The 13,298-nt window shown below is 47.7% G+C and carries 13 protein-coding genes and 1 riboswitch; of the genes, 2 read left to right on the top strand and 11 right to left on the bottom strand.

All coding sequences use genetic code 11. The features are described from left to right. Positions 1-7: 7 nt before the first annotated feature. From H8K32_RS07195 to H8K32_RS07170, 6 genes are all read right to left on the bottom strand, one after another. On the bottom strand, positions 8-1,858 hold the full coding sequence (locus H8K32_RS07195) for a TonB-dependent receptor domain-containing protein (RefSeq protein ID WP_186911806.1): 1,851 nt from the start codon (positions 1,856-1,858) through the stop codon (positions 8-10). A 147-nt stretch (positions 1,859-2,005) separates the two neighbouring features. Beyond that, positions 2,006-2,290: riboswitch (cobalamin riboswitch) on the bottom strand. A gap of 75 nt (positions 2,291-2,365) precedes the next feature. Then, positions 2,366-2,719 (bottom strand): PilZ domain-containing protein, encoded by a 354-nt coding sequence (locus tag H8K32_RS07190; protein WP_186911805.1) that lies wholly within the window; start codon positions 2,717-2,719, stop codon positions 2,366-2,368. A gap of 141 nt (positions 2,720-2,860) precedes the next feature. Next, complete coding sequence (locus tag H8K32_RS07185) at positions 2,861-3,406, bottom strand: histidine phosphatase family protein (protein WP_186911804.1); 546 nt, start codon at positions 3,404-3,406, stop codon at positions 2,861-2,863. Positions 3,407-3,408: 2 nt separating this feature from the next. After that, positions 3,409-4,203: an adenosylcobinamide-GDP ribazoletransferase gene (locus tag H8K32_RS07180; RefSeq protein ID WP_186911803.1), complete on the bottom strand. Its 795-nt coding sequence runs from the start codon at positions 4,201-4,203 to the stop codon at positions 3,409-3,411. 9 nt (positions 4,204-4,212) lie between these two features. Then, positions 4,213-5,244 carry a nicotinate-nucleotide--dimethylbenzimidazole phosphoribosyltransferase gene (cobT, locus tag H8K32_RS07175; protein ID WP_186911802.1) on the bottom strand — a complete coding sequence of 344 codons (1,032 nt, stop codon included), beginning with the start codon at positions 5,242-5,244 and terminating at the stop codon, positions 4,213-4,215. Between the two features lie 11 nt (positions 5,245-5,255). Further along, positions 5,256-5,654, bottom strand: coding sequence for a diacylglycerol kinase (locus tag H8K32_RS07170; protein WP_186911801.1), 399 nt, complete (start codon positions 5,652-5,654; stop codon positions 5,256-5,258). Between the two features lie 479 nt (positions 5,655-6,133). On the opposite strand from H8K32_RS07170, the gene H8K32_RS07165 reads away from it, so the two are divergent. Beyond that, complete coding sequence (locus tag H8K32_RS07165) at positions 6,134-6,907, top strand: IclR family transcriptional regulator (protein ID WP_186911800.1); 774 nt, start codon at positions 6,134-6,136, stop codon at positions 6,905-6,907. A 163-nt stretch (positions 6,908-7,070) separates the two neighbouring features. Here the strand turns inward: H8K32_RS07165 and H8K32_RS07160 are convergent, their stop codons facing one another. The 5 genes from H8K32_RS07160 to tkt form a co-directional block, all read right to left on the bottom strand. After that, the gene (locus H8K32_RS07160; protein ID WP_186911799.1) at positions 7,071-7,415 is read right to left on the bottom strand and encodes a DUF2845 domain-containing protein; all 345 of its coding nucleotides are present in this window, start codon (positions 7,413-7,415) and stop codon (positions 7,071-7,073) included. A 45-nt stretch (positions 7,416-7,460) separates the two neighbouring features. Next, positions 7,461-8,141: a signal peptidase I gene (gene lepB, locus H8K32_RS07155; RefSeq protein WP_186911798.1), complete on the bottom strand. Its 681-nt coding sequence runs from the start codon at positions 8,139-8,141 to the stop codon at positions 7,461-7,463. A gap of 187 nt (positions 8,142-8,328) precedes the next feature. Continuing rightward, the gene (gene gap / locus H8K32_RS07150) at positions 8,329-9,342 is read right to left on the bottom strand and encodes a type I glyceraldehyde-3-phosphate dehydrogenase (protein WP_186911797.1); all 1,014 of its coding nucleotides are present in this window, start codon (positions 9,340-9,342) and stop codon (positions 8,329-8,331) included. Positions 9,343-9,519: 177 nt separating this feature from the next. Next, positions 9,520-10,107 (bottom strand): GNAT family N-acetyltransferase, encoded by a 588-nt coding sequence (locus H8K32_RS07145; protein ID WP_343067938.1) that lies wholly within the window; start codon positions 10,105-10,107, stop codon positions 9,520-9,522. 14 nt (positions 10,108-10,121) lie between these two features. Beyond that, on the bottom strand, positions 10,122-12,182 hold the full coding sequence (gene tkt, locus H8K32_RS07140) for a transketolase (protein WP_343067943.1): 2,061 nt from the start codon (positions 12,180-12,182) through the stop codon (positions 10,122-10,124). A 238-nt stretch (positions 12,183-12,420) separates the two neighbouring features. Between tkt and H8K32_RS07135 the strand changes: the two genes are divergently transcribed. Next, entirely contained in the window at positions 12,421-13,146 is a 726-nt protein-coding gene (locus H8K32_RS07135) for a 16S rRNA (uracil(1498)-N(3))-methyltransferase (protein ID WP_186911794.1), read from the top strand. Positions 13,147-13,298: the final 152 nt, after the last annotated feature.

Genomic DNA, 13,298 nt, shown 5'->3' with positions numbered 1-13,298 from the left:
TCCTGATTTATTTGAAACCGTAGTTCAGGCCAACATACACATTCGAACCTGGCGTGTTGTAACCATATGCCAAAGCATAATCTTTGTTTAACGCGTTATTCCAACGTGCTACCGCGGACAGATCTTTGTTCAACGCATAAGTGCCATACAAATTCATCAGGCTATAACCGCTCAATGTACGCGTGTTAGTGACGTTATCAAAACGATCGCCAGAGAAAATTGTTTCTACGCCGAGTTTCGCTTGTGCCAAAGTATATTCGGCAGAAAAGCTCGCATGCTGCTTAGCGCGACGTGCCAGACGTTTGCCTGTTGTATCATCGACCGGATTCTGGATATCTAAAGCGCCGCGCAAAGCCAGGTCACCGAAACGGGTATTGGCACCCAAGGTCAAACCAGACATGGTTGCTTTGTCGACGTTATAAGCACACCCGTATCGATGCGTAGATTGTTGAACTGGACAAACATTGGTGCTGACCAATAAATTAGTTGCTTTATTCTGGTAATAGACGGCACTTAATTGGCTGCTGCCTTGCTCGTAATACACGCCGATTTCAGCATTTTTTGCTTTTTCCGGCTGGTTACTCGCAATACCATAGCCTGGATAGTAAAGCTCATTAAAAGTCGGCGCACGGAAGCTTGTGCCGTAGCTGGCATTGACGCGCCAGTCTGGCGTCAAACGATAGCCATAAGCAAGGCTGCCAGTCGTATTTGAACCGTACACAGAGCTATTATCATTACGAATGCTAACACTAGCTAAATGGGCGTCTAACTTCCATACGTAAGAAGCTGCAACTGAATTAGTGGTGCGTTTCTGGTTCAATTCTGCAGTAGTACCTCTGACTTTTTCTTGACGACTTTCTGCGATCACTTGTAATACGTCTTTACCAAGGCGAATATCATTTTGTAAGCTGAACAGATTCTGATGCGTATCGATCTGACTTTGACCATATGAAGCATCGGTATAGCCGAGCGTATTCGACTGAGCAACTTGCAGATTAGCCGTCCAGATGTCATTGACCTTTGCTTTGCCATATACAGCAATGGTTTGCAACTGTTCAACGGAGTGGTCATCATACGATGAACCTGCGTCAAACTGCGCGTTCAGTCGGCTTTGCATGAACTTCACACCAGTTTCATATCCTGGCGCCAATTGCCAGTTGAAATTACCACTTGCGCTATCAAGTTTATAGCCATCCTTGTCCGCGTTATAGCTATATTTTCCGGCATTCGGATTGGTCGCAGAAAAACCAATATTGTTTTCATGACCGACGTTCAACGCATAATTGAATTCATTGCCGGATGAGCCAGAAACACCCGCCTGCATTTTACGCAAACCATAACTACCGGCACCAACAGAAGCTGTCAATGCTGCAGGGCCATTGCCTTTTTTAGTAAAAATCTGAATCACGCCGCCCATTGCATCAGCACCATACAAACTCGAGAGTGGTCCGTAGACGATTTCAATGTGGTCGATCTGTCCAAGTGGAATGGTTTCCCAGCTAGCACCGCCGAGTGTGGATGAGCTGTACCGTACACCGTCAATCAAGACCACGTTTTGCGCATTGCTGCCACCGCGCATTAACACGGAAGAAGTCGTGCCAGCGCCACCATTACGGGTAATTTCAATACCACGTTGTTGTTGCAGCAAATCAACCAAAGATTCGGAACCTGCGTTTGCAATTTGCTCAGAAGTGATAACGACATTGTCTGCCAACACATCTTTGGCGGCCTGAACCTGACGGCCAGCGGTTACAACGACATTTTGTGCATTATTTGGGACAGATTGCGCGGAGGCATTCGCTGAAAAAGCGGCAGCCACAGCCAAAGAAATGGCAAGAGGTTTTAAAACTAGATTCATGATATAGATAATAAATAGAGCACGCAGCCAACGTCCCCGCAGGCTGCATAGAACAAAATAATCGCAGAACAAAGATCGTCGGGTGCTTACACTACCCAAACTTAGTCAGACGCCTGGCGTCAGCTAACGACGAAACTCCCCGTTCGTATTACTTCACGTATTCTGGCCGGTATCCGGGCTGACAAATATCACCATCTGACCTTCCCATGCAAATAGCACAGTGGTATTGGAAGATGGCTGGCTGAGCACTAAGTTCAGCAATTTGTTCACCGTTGCGGGGGCAGCACATTCACGTTAAGTCTTATTTGAAATCAACATAGCGATGCGATACAGCGACAAAGCCTGATTGATTTGATACAGAAATAACATCATGTTTCCCGTTTAACCGCAGACATGGACACGTCCGCGAGCACCAAAACCCCGCCATTCTATAGATGGATGGCGATGCGGGCAAGGTGATATGGTGGAGGCAGAGGTGTAGCCACACAAATAGTAGGAAAATGTTATCTATTCGACAGTGGCTTTTTGATTTGCCTTTGATACCCAGGCGTTGATGAGTTCTTGGTGCAAATCAGATAATCCGTCTAAGGCAATACCGACCCGGTAATGATCGTCGGTTAATACAATGTGTTTGATCTCGCATTGACAACTAACACGGATAATTTCGCTGCGAATTTCTATGGAGGGAATTTCTATCATTGCGTGATAGGTTTGATTGCGCATTAATCTTTGGGGGCAATCGAGCAGCAGCCCTGTTTTAGAAATATTGACGGCTCTACAAAACATCAAGCTACCGTCCTTGAGCTTGATGCCGGTACGCCAGGTAACATTGATTCTTGGGGCTTTTCTTAGCTCTATCATTTGCTTAACGCTTAACACGCGGTATCAGTACTCAGGACTCATGACTCAGTCAAACCGTAGAACGCAAAAGAAATTGCGCCACAGAAAGCTAACCATGCAGGTCAAATTGCACAAGCAATATACAAAAAAACAATGTTAGTACTACATCAGTATTTCTAGTTGAGTGCAAGAACCAAATTCAATATTGGCATGCAATTCTGTTACCCGTTGCGCTAAATCGACAGAAGTATTTCCGCACTGCCAAGCACTCAGAATTTTAATGATTCCGCTATGACAAATAACGACAGCTTGTTCAACAGCATGCTCTTGCAAGTCAGAAATAAATGCGATGACGCGGGTCGTCATTTGCATTACATTTTCGCGGCCACCGGGGGCATAGTGAACAGTATCCGCCGCCCATGCATCGATTTGCCAGCGAGGAATTTGTTCCCATGCTTGCATCTCCCACGCACCAAAGTTCAACTCCATAAGACGGGCATCAACGATGGGATGAGAGTGAAGTTGTTGCGCCAGTTTCAAGCAACGCGACAGTGGACTGGTGTACACAGGAATACTATCAGACCAATGACAAAGAAAAGTCGGCACCAGCTCAGCAATATCACTCTCTTTGACTGGAACATCGCTCTGACCGTAGCAAATACCCGATGCAATGTCAGGTTTAGTATGCCGGATCAGATACAGACGCATGTTTAGCCAGGAGCGTGAGCCAGTAAGCCGAGGTAGAAAACAACTTCGGTTATTTGTTGAACAGCGCCCAGACAATCGCCAGTATATCCACCGATGCGCTTAACAAATATTCTCGCCAGAAAAAACGCGGCCAATGGCATCAGTATCAAAGCAGGAAGTAATCGTTCAAGTATGACTGGCTGCCACAACAGAATCGCACCGAGCGGCAAAATCACGCTCAGACAAGCGACACCAAATTCATTCGAACTCATATGCTGAGCTAAGGGCTTGGCCTTGCCCTCTAACTTGGCATAATCCAGCAACCAAATCAGGCTGCAAGAAACCAAACGCGATAAAGGATGTGCAATTAATAAAGCGGGCACAACCAGTACTGTCGGCAAACTCACCAACAAGGCAAATTTCAACAAGAGCATCAGGCAGATACCGATCGCCCCATAAGCACCGACGCGAGAATCCTTCATAATCTCCAACACGCGCTCTGGTGTTATGCCACCACCGAAGCCGTCGCATACATCGGCAAATCCATCCTCATGAAAAGCGCCCGTCAGTAAAATCCCCGCCACCATAGAAAGCACGACAGCAATCGCCGCAGGCCACCATTGCAGAGCTGCGATATACACCGCAGCAACCACACTACCGACCACCCAGCCAACGGCAGGAAAATACCTCGACGCCTGATGCAACCATGACGCATCAAAACCCACCCATTGCGGGATAGGGATACGTGTAAAAAACTGCATCGCGATGAAGAACAGACGCAATTGATGCAAACAGTGATGGCGCAGACTAGCTATCATAATAGTGACTTAGCCCGCACTTTTTTCGCTAACTTGGGCGGAACCAAATGTCGCCATTTGATTCAGGAAATTGACCGCTGCCTGGAGCATAGGATAAACCAAAGCAGCACCAGTTCCCTCACCCAGACGCAAGTCCAGTTGTAACACAGGTTTTGCGCCTAATACTTGCAGCATACGCGCGTGTCCACTCTCATCGGATTGATGAGAAAAGACGCAGTAATCCAAGATCGCCGGTTCCATTTTTGCTGCCACCAACAAGGCACTGGTTACAATAAATCCATCGATCAGCAAAACCATGCGGCGTTCGGCCGCAGCCAGCATCGCACCTACCATGGTCGCAATTTCAAAGCCGCCAAAACATGCCAGAACATCGAGCGGTTCAGTCACCTTTGCATGCAAGGCCACTGCAGCCTCGATGACTTTTTGCTTATGCAAGATACCAGCACTATTTAAACCGGTACCAGCACCAACACAATCGGCAACGGCGACGCCGCTTAATTTATGCATCAACGCTGCCGCAGCGGTCGTATTGCCAATACCCATCTCACCAAAACCGAGCACATTACCGCTCAAACGAGCGACCAGATCGCGGCCGTTTTGCAAAGCCATCTGACATTGTGCCGAAGTCATTGCGGGTTCTTGTGCAAAATTACAGGTACCGTTCGCAACCTTGCAATTGTGTAAAAATTCACGTGCTCCAAAATCATGATTGACGCCAGCATCAACAATCTGCAGATCAATACCATTCTGTTTAGCGAACACATTAATCGCCGCACCACCCGCCAGAAAATTTTCTACCATCTGCCACGTTACATCCTGCGGATACGCCGATACGCCCTCAGCAACTACACCATGGTCGCCAGCAAAAATCATGATGCCTGGGGCGTTTAACTTGGGTGTAGTTGTTTGCTGAATCAAGCCTATTTGCGCTGCCAATTCTTCCAGACGACCCAGGCTACCCAAGGGCTTGGTTTTGTTATTAATTGCGGCAGCCAATGCTGCTTCGAGATCGGTATTTTTTGTGCTACGTAAGCTTGCCATCATGTCAGTGATCAGTAGTAAAAACGATTAAATAAAATAACAGACCAGGTCGCCACCGCGATAATTAATGTGAGCAGTACGGCTGCACTACCAAAATCCTTGGCGTTTTTTGATAAAGAGTGGCGCTCTAAAGAAACGCGATCAACCACGGCCTCAATCGCTGAGTTAAGCAACTCCACTACCAATATCAGCAGCAGCACCGCGATCATCATTAATTTTTCAAATGAAGAAACTGGCAACGCCAATGCGGCCACGATCCCGATCACGACCAATACTAATTCCTGGCGAAACGCATGTTCGTTTTTCCATGCGGATTTAAAACCATCGATAGAGTAAAAAAACGCTGAGAAAATGCGTTTAAAACCACTCTTACTTTTAAATTCGCTCACAGCTTGTTCTTTGACTGGCATACATCTTCCTTCGACAGAATTCTATAAGGCATACATGAAATCATTGTGCTTCGTTACGCTACCCAATCGGGAGACGCTGACACAACAAGACATTCCAATAGATCGACATCTCTTGCAAGCGCTGACTAATCACTAACTGAGCACCAACCGAGCACCAACTGAGCACCAACTGAGGTGCACTGATCTCGCCGCGGAATTTTACATGACAAAGCTGCGCATTCCCGCGCAATCTTGCGCTAATTTTTCAGTGTTACTTACGATTAATAGAAAATTTGAAAGATCGTCAAAATAGCAAAAGAAGTACCTGCAAACCAAATGTTGCACTGCAGCCAAGTTAAGTGAACAATTTATTTAAAAATTCGCAAATTTGCATCATTTTTTTCGTTATCTTGGCTTTGTATGGGCTTTTACAACGCGAATCAATGACGAACTTTTCACATTATGGTATAACAATCCTATTGCATTGCATCACAGATCCTATGAAAATCGACGCTACAGCTACTGATAAAACTTCTATTCAGGTCATAGAACGCATGGTTTCATTGCTTGATGCGCTATCGCGCTATCAAGACCCGGTTAGTCTCAAAGAACTCGCCATCGTGACAGGCCTTCATCCATCAACTGCACACCGCATCCTGAATGACCTAGTCACTACCCGCTTTGTAGATCGTGCTGAGACAGGCTATTACCAACTGGGCATGCGTTTATTGGAGCTGGGTAATATCGTCAAAAGCCGCCTGAATGTGCGTGAAGCTGCCGTCGATTTTATGCGTGCTTTACATAAACAAACGAATCAAACCATCAATTTGTCCGTGCGCCAGGGCGATGAGATCGTGTACATCGATCGCGCCTATTCCGAACGTTCAGGCATGCAAGTTGTACGGGCCATTGGTGGTCGTGCCCCGCTGCATCTCACTTCTACCGGTAAATTATTTTTATCGCTGGATGAACCAAAAGCGATCCGCGCCTACGCAACACGCACCGGATTAGCAGGACACAACAAAAATTCAATCACTGATCTGTCGAAGCTGGAAAAAGAATTGGCAGACGTGCGTAGCAATGGCTACGCCAGAGATAACGAAGAACTCGAACTCGGTGTACGCTGCATGGCGGCAGGCATACGCGACGATAGCGGCAAGATGATCGCAGGTTTATCGATTTCCGCTCCAGCTGATCGTTTGCAAGAAGACTGGCTTAGCAATCTGACCGACACCGCCGAACAGATTTCTGCAGCACTTGGTTATCGTATTTAAAACTGCATGCAGATTTCCCTGACAGGGTTAGTCTGCTTATCAGCATAGTTAGGCGTTGATTTACCACTCAGCTCCCGCCTGCACGGGAGTGAGGAGTTTAAGGACTATGATTGCTTGGCATTGCACGGCTTTGCAAACAAGTTTGAACGAATAGAATTTAAAACTACTTCGCTCTCGCCCCATACTTAATGGAAACCAGTTTGCCACTTTCGAAGCGCAAAGTCGTCATAAATTGCCCGGTGCCCGGGTTATAAGTCCACTCATCGACAGCTTCGCATGGAACAACGCTGACATTTGCATTGTTTGCAGCAGGCGCTTTGTCAGCAGGTTTGCAAAATGCGTCCTTAAAAACTGGTTCACCGCATTTTTGCGAGACAGAAGATTTAGTTTCACCAAGTCTCACCAAGTCATTTTGACAGCGAAACGTGTCACTCGATGCCGCCATGCAAGCTGGCGCATTAATTAGTGCGAGCATGCCGGCAACGGCAAGCAAATAATTGAATTTCATGGAATTCCTTTTGGAATCAACTTCATCGCCAATTTTATCGATCAACTACACTTTAGAACCAAAACGCTCAAAGCGCGGCAAGTAATAGTGATCGCCGTTTAAAGAAAACATCAGACGCTTGACTTGCCCGGTGATGAGTTCGCGCTTTACCAATCCGATATAACGTGAATCTTTGCTGTTATCGCGATTATCACCAAGCATCATGTACTGACCGTCCGGCACTTTCACTGGCGCGAAAGTACGCAGAGCAAAACGCTCGGGCATGACGATGATGTGATGATCAAGACTACCGAGGCGTTCTTTGTAGACACGCTGCTCTCCGGAGAACTCACGTTGTGGGGTCAGGTGATCGGCATTGGCAACAGAAATAGGTTCGTAATTAGCTGCCTGACCATTGATGTATAAATGCTCATCGCGCATTTCAACCACATCACCAGGTATCGCAACCAAACGTTTGACAAGACGCGTACCATCTTCGGGTGAACTAAAAGTAACAATATCACCGCGCTGAGGATCATCCAGATGCTTTACGATCACATCCGTAAATGGCAGCTTAAAATCGTAAGCGATGCGGTCACAAATTACGCGATCACCTTCCAATAAGGTCGGATACATGGAACTTGATGGCACAGAATAATAATCAGCGACAGCACTTCTGACCAACACCATGCCGAGCATGAACACTAAAAAACCTTTGTTGTCGGCAACTACTTTCTTCATATCCATCGTAAAGTCTCCTGCATAACTGAATGCCTGAAAATCCGTTGACTCACTGACCGCACACAAACCTGAATGCCCTAAATGCCCTGTATGCCATGAATACCATGAATGCAGTGAATTCGTTTGAGGGTGAGTTTTGGACAAAAAAAAACCCCGAAAGTTCGGGGTATTTTTAAGATCGCAAAAATAAGACTTATTTTGCGCTCATCAATGCCACTGTCGTGTCGAGCATACGGTTAGAGAAGCCCCACTCGTTGTCGTACCAGCTGGAGACTTTAACCAGACGACCATTTACTTTAGTTAACGTTTCGTCGTAAGTAGAAGATGCTGGGTTGTGGTTGAAGTCAACGGATACCAACGGTGCTGTGTTGTAATCCAGAATACCTTTCAACGCGCCTTCGGATGCTTCTTTCAGGACTTTGTTGATTTCTTCAACGGTTGTGTCGCGTTTAGCGATGAAAGTCAGATCAACAACAGAAACGTTGATGGTTGGAACACGCATTGCGTAACCATCCAGCTTGCCGTTCAATTCTGGCAATACCAGACCAACTGCTGCAGCTGCACCAGTTTTAGTCGGGATCATGCTCATGGTGGCAGAGCGAGCACGACGCAAATCTTCATGCATCACGTCAGTCAATACCTGATCGTTCGTGTATGCGTGGATCGTTGTCATCAAACCGCTTTCGATACCGATCGCGTCGTTCAATGGTTTTGCCAGTGGTGCTAAGCAGTTTGTTGTGCAAGAAGCGTTAGAGATCACTGTGTCTGTGGATTTCAGAACACCGTGGTTCACGCCGTACACCACTGTCGCGTCGACATCTTTACCGCCTGGAGCGGAGATGATGACTTTCTTCGCGCCGCCAGCCAAATGGGCAGATGCTTTTTCTTTTGTCGTGAAAAAGCCTGTGCATTCCAGAACAACGTCAACATTCAATTCACCCCAAGGGATATTCGCTGGGTTACGTTCTGCAAACACTTTGATTTTATCGCCGTTGACGATCATTGTGTCGCCTTCAACACTGACTGTGCCAGGGAACTTGCCGTGCGCTGTATCGTAGCGTGTCAGGTGGGCATTAGATTCAGCATTGCCGAGGTCGTTGATAGCAACGATCTGGATTTCGTTTTTGAATTTGCCACCTTCGTAGTGAGCGCGAAGGATGTTGCGGCCGATACGGCCATAGCCGTTAATTGCGACGCGAATCGTCATGGTTTTATCTCCAAAGGACTATACAACAATAAATAAACAACAAAATAAACTGTTAAGACTTCCAGGACTACCGCCGCGCTCACTCATACACTGAGTAGCTTTCCGGCGATAAGTCCGCGCTACTTCACACTATTTCACGCTATTTCTCATTCTTCTAACGCAGTTACCGCGATTCTCTCAGTGAACAGAAGACGATGTTGGCATGGCATTCACGGAAGCCATTAACACGGACAAATCGCGCCAGCCGTAACCAACCTCCTTCAGATCCATGCCATCCCAGCTAAACGCTTGTTCATGCAACAAAACGCCGCCCAACTCTTCATAGAAATTTCTGGCAATTGCGTTACCAGAAATCACCCACACTAATAAACTTTCCGCGCCTTGCGCCTGCAAAGTGCGTGCCACTTTTTGCACCATACGACGACCTATGCCGGAACGTTGCCAGGCGGGACGTAAATAAATTGCCGTCAATTCCGCTTGCATACCGAACTTCGCTTCTGGCAACAACATGCCGGAAGCGAAGCCGATGATATGCCCTTCGCTTTCCGCAACGTAGACACAAACGCGGTCACCCGCTGCAGGCAAGGCTTGCAAAATTTGCTTCCAATGCAAGAAGCTATCTTCCACGCGCATTTGATCCAGATAAGTATCCGGAATCATGTCGCGATACGTCGTTTGCCAGGCTTCAACACGTACCGCTGCGATGGCTTCTGCGTCCGCTACAGTAGCACGACGCAGACTGACTTCTTTGATACTGCTCATCATTTCCGTCATCTTGCTTAAGCCAATGTCGCTTTAACTTTAGCGACGACGTTGTCTACGGTAAAGCCGAAATACTTGAACAAAACGCCAGCAGGTGCGGATTCACCGAAAGTATCGATACCAACCACAGCACCTTCCAGACCAACATATTTGTACCAGAAGTCAGTCACACCAGCTTCGATCGCAATACGTGGCAAGCCTTTGCCCAATACCGCTGCTTTGTATGCGGCATCCTGACGATCAAACACGTCAGTCGATGGCATAGAAACAACACGTACTGCGATACCTTGCTCAGCCAGCGCTGCTGCGGACTTCACTGCCAATTCGATTTCGGAACCTGTCGCAATCAACACTGCTTTTGCATCAGCGGCGTCTTGCAATACATAGCCACCACGTTGGATGTCAGCGATTTGTTGCGCGCTACGTTCTTGATAAGGCAAATTCTGACGTGAGAAAATCAATGTGGATGGACCGTCATTGCGTTTCACTGCATGCGCCCATGCCGCCGCTGATTCAACGGTGTCACATGGACGCCAGTTGTCCAGGTTAGGGATCAAACGCATGCTGGAGATATGCTCAACAGATTGATGCGTAGGACCATCTTCACCCAGACCAATAGAGTCATGCGTGAACACGAACAGCGTGCGAATTTTCATCAACGCAGCCATGCGAATCGCATTGCGGCTGTAATCAGAGAAGGTCAGGAAGGTTGCGCCAAACGGGATATAACCGCCGTGTAAAGCGATACCATTCATCATCGCGCTCATACCAAATTCACGCACACCATAGTTGATGTGGTTACCAGCCTGGTTTCCGCGCACGGCAACACATTCTTTCCAGTTGGTCAGATTAGAACCGGTCAAATCAGCAGAGCCGCCGAGGAATTCTGGCAACGATGGTGCAAATGCCTGAATCGCGTTTTGGCTGGCTTTACGTGTTGCGATGTTTTCTTTTTTCTCTACGCACGATGCGATGGCATTTGCCACCACTTCATCAAAATTAGCAGGCAAGTCGCCGTTCATACGACGGGTCAGTTCCGCCGCTTTTTGTGGAAATTGTGCGGTATACGCTGCAAATTGTGCATTCCAGTCACCTTCAGCTTGCGCGCCTGAGGCTTTGGCATCCCATGCTGCGTAGACGTCTGCTGGCATTTCAAATGGCGCGTAGTCCCAACCGATATGAGCACGTACAGCGGCAACTTCTTTGTCACCCAATGCTGCGCCGTGGACATTGTGAGTGCCTTCCATGTTCGGTGAACCTTTACCAATCACTGTTTTGCAGCAGATCAAAGTTGGTTTGTCCGATGTTTTCGCGGCGGCAATGGCTGCATCAACAGCAACGGCATTATGACCGTCGACCGCACGGATCACGTTCCAGCCGTAGGCTTCGAAACGTTTTGGTGTATCGTCAGTGAACCAGCCTTCGACGTGACCGTCGATAGAGATGCCATTATCATCCCAGAAAGCGATCAATTTGTTCAGTTGCAAAGTACCTGCCAAAGAGCAGGCTTCATGGGAAATACCTTCCATCAGGCAACCATCACCCATGAACACATAGGTGTGGTGATCAACGATGTTCATGCCAGCTTGGTTAAATTCAGCCGCCAGCAGTTTTTCTGCCAAGGCCATACCCACCGCATTAGTGATACCTTGTCCCAACGGGCCAGTGGTTGTTTCTACGCCTGGCGTCACGTGAACTTCTGGGTGACCCGCCGTTTTGGAGTGCAATTGGCGGAAATTGCGAATTTCATCCATCGACAGATCGTAGCCTGTCAAATGCAATAAAGAGTAATGCAACATCGAACCATGACCATTCGACAACACAAAACGATCGCGATTAATCCATTTTGGATTGGATGGATTGTGGCGATAGTGACCTTTCCACAATGCAACAGCAATATCAGCCATGCCCATAGGCGCTCCCGGATGACCGGAATTGGCTTTTTGTACTGCATCCATAGACAAAGCGCGAATCGCATTTGCCATTTTAGAAAGAGTTGCTGGCTGTATAGTTGAAATCATGGCGGTAGAAGATAGTTTGAGAAGACTGGTGTAATGGTCAGTGTTGCCCGAGGGCACAATCAAGTTCAGACCCTGCAAAGTCGGATATTTTACCAGAGCACAAGGTCACTTAATACAGATATCCCATTTCTAAGCGCCAGATTAGCTTCTCAGATTGGGCAGATCGAGAAAAATAGTATAAATAAATACACTTAATTTGGCTGAGATCAAGCGTACTTAAGCGATGAAAACCGCCGTATCAGCAAGGTGACCTATATAATTCGCTCCGTAACTCTTACTTTTTTCAAAAATAATCATGCCTCGCTTCTATTGCAATCAAGCCCTCACCCTCGGTACCACGATCAGCTTACCGCCTGAGGTAGCCCATCACGTTTTTGTCTTGCGCTTGCAAATTGGCGACACGGTACAAGTGTTTAATGGTGAAGGCGGCAGCTTTATTGCCAGCCTGACTGAAATCGAGAAAAAACGGGCAAGCGCCGAATTAAAGCTATTTTTACCCGATGAAGTGGAATTACCCTACTCCTTAAGTCTGGCGCAAGCCTTGCCGGAAGGTAGCAAAATGGATTGGATTATAGAAAAAGCGGTAGAACTTGGCGTGACTGCCATTCAACCCCTGGCATCCCAACGCTGCGTCGTTCGCTTATCCGCAGAACGCGCAGAAAAGAAATTAGACCACTGGCGCGGCATCATAAGCGCCGCCGCCGAACAATGCGGCCGCAACCGCCTCACTCATTTGGCAGCGCCTTTAGATTTGAGCAAATGGCTCGCACAACAAGACATGCACCAGCGAATTATGCTCTCACCTCGCGCTGATCAATCGTTGGCAGATTGGGCCAAACACCACCCACCGCAAGCCGTCGCCCTGCTCATTGGCCCTGAAGGCGGCCTCAGTGACGACGAAGAATTACTCGCCAGCCGCCATGGCGTATTGTCACTTTCCATGGGACCAAGGATTTTGCGAACAGAAACAGCGGGATTGGCAGCCGTCGCTATGATCAATGCCGCATGGGGCGGCATGTAAAATTTTTATAGGGCGGGCGTAGCGAGTTTCGACGCTTTCCCGTTTTACGTGATGCACAAATTGTGCCGACACGCAGTGCCGGCACCCGCAGGAAACAGTCTTAGCGTCCCCTTCAGCGTCGCCTTTCTTTTGCTTACTTTGCTTTGGCGAAG

The sequence above is a fragment of the Cognatundibacterium jejuense genome, assembly GCF_014284255.1.
Classification (GTDB): Bacteria; Pseudomonadota; Gammaproteobacteria; order Burkholderiales; family Burkholderiaceae_D; genus Undibacterium; species Undibacterium jejuense.
The sequence above is the reverse complement of the archived record's forward strand: the minus strand, read 5'-3'. Positions and strand labels throughout refer to the sequence as shown.

Excerpts from the sequence above, each read along its gene's own strand:
- lepB (WP_186911798.1), bottom strand. The coding sequence starts at position 8,141 with ATGGATATGAAGAAAGTAGTTGCCGACAACAAAGGTTTTTTAGTGTTC.
- cobT (WP_186911802.1), bottom strand. The coding sequence starts at position 5,244 with ATGGCAAGCTTACGTAGCACAAAAAATACCGATCTCGAAGCAGCATTG.
- H8K32_RS07195 (WP_186911806.1), bottom strand. The coding sequence starts at position 1,858 with ATGAATCTAGTTTTAAAACCTCTTGCCATTTCTTTGGCTGTGGCTGCC.
- H8K32_RS07170 (WP_186911801.1), bottom strand. The coding sequence starts at position 5,654 with ATGCCAGTCAAAGAACAAGCTGTGAGCGAATTTAAAAGTAAGAGTGGT.
- gap (WP_186911797.1), bottom strand. The coding sequence starts at position 9,342 with ATGACGATTCGCGTCGCAATTAACGGCTATGGCCGTATCGGCCGCAAC.
- H8K32_RS07135 (WP_186911794.1), top strand. The coding sequence starts at position 12,421 with ATGCCTCGCTTCTATTGCAATCAAGCCCTCACCCTCGGTACCACGATC.
- H8K32_RS07165 (WP_186911800.1), top strand. The coding sequence starts at position 6,134 with ATGAAAATCGACGCTACAGCTACTGATAAAACTTCTATTCAGGTCATA.
- H8K32_RS07145 (WP_343067938.1), bottom strand. The coding sequence starts at position 10,107 with ATGATGAGCAGTATCAAAGAAGTCAGTCTGCGTCGTGCTACTGTAGCG.
- H8K32_RS07185 (WP_186911804.1), bottom strand. The coding sequence starts at position 3,406 with ATGCGTCTGTATCTGATCCGGCATACTAAACCTGACATTGCATCGGGT.
- H8K32_RS07190 (WP_186911805.1), bottom strand. The coding sequence starts at position 2,719 with ATGATAGAGCTAAGAAAAGCCCCAAGAATCAATGTTACCTGGCGTACC.
- H8K32_RS07160 (WP_186911799.1), bottom strand. The coding sequence starts at position 7,415 with ATGAAATTCAATTATTTGCTTGCCGTTGCCGGCATGCTCGCACTAATT.
- H8K32_RS07180 (WP_186911803.1), bottom strand. The coding sequence starts at position 4,203 with ATGATAGCTAGTCTGCGCCATCACTGTTTGCATCAATTGCGTCTGTTC.